This window comes from Ramlibacter sp. (assembly GCF_028292805.1).
Lineage (GTDB): Bacteria > Pseudomonadota > Gammaproteobacteria > Burkholderiales > Burkholderiaceae_C > Ramlibacter.
The window spans coordinates 1-5055 of sequence record NZ_JAQGLS010000278.1 but is presented as its reverse complement, the minus strand read 5'-3'; the positions used below and the strand labels follow the sequence as shown (position 1 = coordinate 5055).

At 69.0% G+C, this 5055-nt stretch carries 5 protein-coding genes and 1 pseudogene; 5 read left to right on the top strand and 1 reads right to left on the bottom strand.

From position 1 onward, the window contains the following. Positions 1-217: 217 nt before the first annotated feature. The 4 genes and pseudogenes from coaBC to JWP65_RS16835 form a co-directional block, all read left to right on the top strand. Positions 218-1444, top strand: coding sequence for a bifunctional phosphopantothenoylcysteine decarboxylase/phosphopantothenate--cysteine ligase CoaBC (gene coaBC / locus JWP65_RS16850; RefSeq protein ID WP_299765805.1), 1227 nt, complete (start codon positions 218-220; stop codon positions 1442-1444). 8 nt (positions 1445-1452) lie between these two features. Beyond that, complete coding sequence (gene dut / locus JWP65_RS16845) at positions 1453-1899, top strand: dUTP diphosphatase (RefSeq protein ID WP_299765803.1); 447 nt, start codon at positions 1453-1455, stop codon at positions 1897-1899. 163 nt (positions 1900-2062) lie between these two features. Then, positions 2063-2569, top strand: coding sequence for a glycine zipper 2TM domain-containing protein (locus tag JWP65_RS16840; protein WP_299765801.1), 507 nt, complete (start codon positions 2063-2065; stop codon positions 2567-2569). Positions 2570-2853: 284 nt separating this feature from the next. Further along, a pseudogene (locus JWP65_RS16835) lies at positions 2854-3307 on the top strand (leucine zipper domain-containing protein); the annotation flags it as partial. Between the two features lie 95 nt (positions 3308-3402). Here the strand turns inward: JWP65_RS16835 and JWP65_RS16830 are convergent. Further along, on the bottom strand, positions 3403-3894 hold the full coding sequence (locus tag JWP65_RS16830; protein ID WP_299765799.1) for an FKBP-type peptidyl-prolyl cis-trans isomerase: 492 nt from the start codon (positions 3892-3894) through the stop codon (positions 3403-3405). Between the two features lie 140 nt (positions 3895-4034). On the opposite strand from JWP65_RS16830, the gene JWP65_RS16825 reads away from it, so the two are divergent. Continuing rightward, on the top strand, positions 4035-5055 hold a 1021-nt coding region (locus JWP65_RS16825), incomplete at its 3' end, for a cupin domain-containing protein (RefSeq protein ID WP_299765797.1).

The window sequence follows — 5055 nt, the reverse complement described above, 5'->3', positions numbered from 1 at the left end:
CCACACCGCCGGTGACGAAGACGAATCTGGTCATGTCAGGTCGGGAGGCGCAGCTCCCCGAGGAGGTGGTAAAGCGAGATTATAGAGGGGAGGGTCCAGGGTCCAGGGGCTAGGGGTCAGGGGTTCGGGTCCGGGTCCGGGTCCGGGTTCGGGACAACCCTGGCGCTTCACCCCTGGTGCCTGACCCCTGGTCCCTCGACTGGCTACACTCCCGCCCATGAACGACCTGGCCGGCAAGCACATCGTCCTCGGACTCACGGGCGGCATCGCTTGCTACAAGGCGGCGGAGCTGTGCCGGGCCCTGGTCAAGGAGGGCGCCACCGTGCAGGTGGTGATGACCGAGGCCGCGCAGCAGTTCATCACGCCGGTGACCATGCAGGCCCTGTCCGGCCGCATCGTCTACGGCTCGCAGTGGGACGCGCGCGAGCCGAACAACATGCCGCACATCAACCTGTCGCGCGAGGCCGACGCGATCCTGCTGGCGCCGTGCAGCGCGGACTTCATGGCCAGGCTGGTCCAGGGCCGCGCCGACGAGCTGCTCAGCCTGCTGTGCCTGGCGCGACCGATCGAGCGGGTGCCATTGCTGGTGGCGCCCGCCATGAACCGAGAGATGTGGGCCCACCCGGCCACCCAACGCAACATGGCGCAGCTGGCCGCCGACGGCGCCACGCTGCTGGGCGTCGGCAGCGGCGACCAGGCTTGCGGCGAAACCGGCGACGGCCGCATGCTGGATCCGCAGGAGTTGCTGGCCGACCTGGTCGCCTTCTTCCAGCCCAAGCTGCTGGCCCGCCGGCGGGTGGTCGTCACGGCCGGGCCCACCTTCGAGGCGCTCGACCCGATCCGCGGCATCACCAACCATTCCTCGGGCAAGATGGGTTTCGCCATCGCGCGGGCCGCCCGCGAAGCCGGCGCCGAGGTGACGCTGGTGGCCGGCCCGGTCAGCCTGGCCACGCCGCGCGGCGTGCGCCGCGTCGACGTGAGGTCGGCGCGCGAGATGCTGGCGGCCACGCAGGCCGAGGTCACGGCCGCGGACGTCTTCGTGGCGACGGCTGCCGTGGCCGACTGGCGCCCGGTCGCCGAGGCCGGCCAGAAGATCAAGAAGGACGGCAGCGGCGACGCCCCCGTGGTCGCCTTCACCGAAAACCCCGACATCCTGCTGGCCGTGGCGCAAAGCGAGCGCGCGCGCAGCGGCACCCTGTTCTGCGTCGGCTTCGCCGCCGAAAGCCACGACCTGCTGACGCACGCCAAGGCCAAGCGCGAGCGCAAGGGCATCCCGCTGCTGGTGGGCAACATCGGCCCGCTCACCTTCGGCCAGGACGACAACCAGCTGCTGCTGGTGGACGCGCAAGGCGTGCAGGAGCTGCCGCGCGCCTCCAAGCTGGTGCTGGCGCGCTGGCTGGTGGCCGACATCGCGGCGCGCCTGCCGGCCGCGGCCACGCCCTGAAACACCGAATGAAAATCGACGTCAAGATCCTCGATCCGCGGATGGCCGACCAGCTGCCCGCCTATGCCACGCCCGGCAGTGCCGGCCTCGACCTGCGCGCCTGCCTGGACGCGCCGCTCACGCTGCAGCCCAATGCCTGGCAGCTGGTGCCCACCGGCATCGCCATCTGGCTGCAAGACCCCGCCTATGCGGCGCTGATCCTGCCGCGCTCGGGGCTGGGCCACAAGCACGGCATCGTGCTGGGCAACCTGGTGGGCCTGATCGACAGCGACTACCAGGGCCAGCTGATGGTGAGCGCCTGGAACCGCAGCGACACCGCCTTCACCCTGCATCCGATGGAGCGGCTGGCCCAGCTGGTGATCGTGCCGGTGGTGCAGGCGCAGTTCAACGTGGTCGACGAGTTCCCCGCCACGCAGCGCGGTGTGGGCGGCTACGGCTCCACCGGCAAAAGCTGACCGCTCACCTTCGTGGGGCGCGGCCTACGCGCTGTCGACTTGCCTCCTACATGAAGCTGCGCGATTGCCTGCGCCCGGCGAGGGCCGGGAACCGCTCCAATGGGCGCACAGGGCAAGGCCGATGGCTGCGCCATGTGAACCATTCAGCACGAAGGAGAATTCAATGAAAAAACACATCCGGGTCCCGGCCCTCGTCACTGCCCTGGCCGCAGCCGCCATGCTGGCGGGCTGCGCCACCAACCAATACCCCGCGACCTCCAGCTATCCGGCCAGCAGCTATCCGTCCAGCAGCTATCCGGCGACCTCGCAGATGGCCGGCATGGAGTACGGCCGCATCGTGAACATCGAGTACCTGCCGGTCGGCACGGCGGCACCGCAAAGCAGCGGCATCCTGGGCGCGGTGGTCGGCGGCGTCGCCGGCGCGCTCCTGGGCAGCACCATTGGCGGCGGCTCGGGTCGCACCGCGGCGACGGTCCTGGGCGGCGTGGCCGGCGCGGCCGTGGGCAACAACATCCAGCGCAACCAGCAAGGCGTGGTCACCTCGCCTGGTTACCGCATCACGATGCAGACGGACCAGGGCTCGATGCGCACCTATGAGGTGCCGGCCACCGGCGACCTGCGCGTGGGCGACCGCATCCGCGTCGACAACGGCGTGATCCACCGCGCATGATCGTTCACTTCAAAAACACCGCGTGTTTTTGAAGGGTCTGACCAGATGAAAAAACCGGGCCTTGCCCGGTTTTTTCATGGTGGGCCGCCGCACGATGTTCCGCCGGCCGGCAGGAGGTGCCCTAGTTGTGATGCTTGAACAGCTTGTTCACCCGCAAGAGTCCGGGAGACTGGAGTTACGACGCTTCAGCACTCTGGCAGCAATTCCCCCGGACGAACAGCCATAAGAATGCCAGCCGACCTTCGAGCGTCGCAACTTGCGCATTCACGCATTTCGGTGATGGGGCTGCCGGCATCAGCTGCCAGAGCGCGCGCAAGTGGCTTTGCCACTTTGAGCAAGGCGGCGAGAAAAGCCTGAGGGATCGCAGTTCGCCCCCGGGGCGCACACGCAGTACCCCGGGGCGCGAAACGCAGTACCGTCGACGCCGAACTTGCTTTGCGGCTCGAGCAGCTACGCCGCTCGCGCATGCCGATGCGGCGCATTGCCCCGGTTGTCGGGCGTAGCGTCGCCACGGCAAGCCGGCTGCCAGCCCGCTTGGGGCTGCCCGGGCGGAAGGCACTTGACCCGCGGTGGAGCCGGTGGTGCGGCGTGAGCCAGAGGGCCCGGGGCGGGCTGCTGCACATGGGACACCACAAGCTGGGACGCATCGTTCGTCCTGGCCCCCGCGTCGCCGGCGACCGCAAAGACTTCGTGGACGGCGCCGGCTGGGAGTTCGCGCACGTGGCCATCGACGAGCACCGTGACGATCAAGCGTCTGTCGACGGACAACGACAAGTTGGCTACAAGCCTCCAGCTTCCCGCTCCGGCGGAAAGAACCTACTGCAACTCAACACCTAATCGATCTTGAAAAAGCCCGCTCCCAGCGTGCCGGCGCCCACTTCCTCTTCGCTCGCCTCGCGCACCCCTTCCACCTTCAGGTGCAGCCGCAGCGCGATGCCCGCCAGCGGGTGGTTGGCGTCCAGCACCACGTGTTCGGGGTAGATCTCGGTCACCGTGAAGAGCGCACCGGGCGGCAGATCCTGGCTGGTGGCGCCGGCCGGCAGCACCTCGTAGGTCATGCCTTCCTCAAGTTCTTCGGGAAAGATGGCGCGCGGCTCCAGGAACACCCGCGTCTCGTCGTAGTCGCCAAAGGCGTCCTCGGGTTCCAGGTGCAGATCGAGCCGGTCACCGGCCTCGTGGCCTTGCAGCGCTTCCTCGATTTTTTGCAGCAGGTCGCGTCCACCCAGCAGGAACTCGACGGGCTCGTCCAGCTGGTCGAGTTCCTCGCCCAGGGTGTCCTTCAAGGTCCACGTCAACGCGACCACGCAGTTCGGTGTGATTTCCATAGGAGAATTGTCACTCGAAAAAACCGCGATGCGGTTTTTTCGAGTGACTCGATCAGTGAGGCGAGCACCGGCAGAGCCGCAGCCTCACCACAAAGGGAGCCGCGCTGCACGATGCTCCGCGCGGTTCTCGAAACGGATATATGGACACAACCCAGCCCCTCGCCCTGCTCGGCGGCCTCACGCCGGCGCAGTTCATGAAGCGCCACTGGCAGAAAAAGCCCTTGCTGGTGCGCAATGCCATTCCCGGCTTCGAACCTTTGCTGGCGCGCAAGGACCTGTTCGCGCTGGCCGCGCGCGACGAGGTCGAGTCGCGGCTGGTGGCGCGCGAAGGCCGGGCCTGGCGCATGCGGCGCGGCCCGTTCGGGCGGCGCGCCTTGCCGCCCCTGCAGCAGCCGCGCTGGACGCTGCTGGTGCAGGGCGTCGACTTGCACCTCCAGAGCGTGCACGAATTGCTGCACGGCTTTTCCTTCGTGCCGGCCGCGCGGCTGGACGACCTGATGATCAGCTGGGCCAGCGACGGCGGCGGCGTCGGGCCGCACGTCGACAGCTACGACGTGTTCCTGCTGCAGGCCCAAGGCCAGCGCCGCTGGCGCATCGGCCGCCAGCGCGACCTGACGCTGCAGCAAGGCGTGCCGCTCAAGATCCTGCGCAACTTCGAGGCCGAGGAGGAGCACCTGCTGGGGCCGGGTGACATGCTGTACCTGCCGCCCGGCTACGCGCATGACGGCGTGGCGCTGGGCGAGTGCCAGACTTACTCGATCGGCTTTCGCGCGCCCGACCGGGCCGAGCTGGCCCGCGAGCTGCTGCAGCGGCTGTCGGACGACGCCGGCGACCTCGGTCCGCGCCTCTACCGCGACCCGGCGCAACCCGCGACCGACACACCGGGCGCGATCCCCGCCACCCTCGCCGCCTTCGCCGGCGACGCCGTGGCGGCCGCGCTGAAGGATCCGTCGGCGCTCGCCCGGGTCCTGGGTGAATACCTGACCGAGCCCAAGGCCGGGGTGTGGTTCGCCGCCGCGCCCGCGCCGCGCCGGCTGGATGCGGTGGTGCTGGACGCGCGCACGCGCATGCTGCACGACAGCCGCCACGTGTTCGTCAACGGCGAATCGTGGCGCGCCGGCGGCCGCGATGCGACGCTGATGCGGCGCCTGGCCGACCATC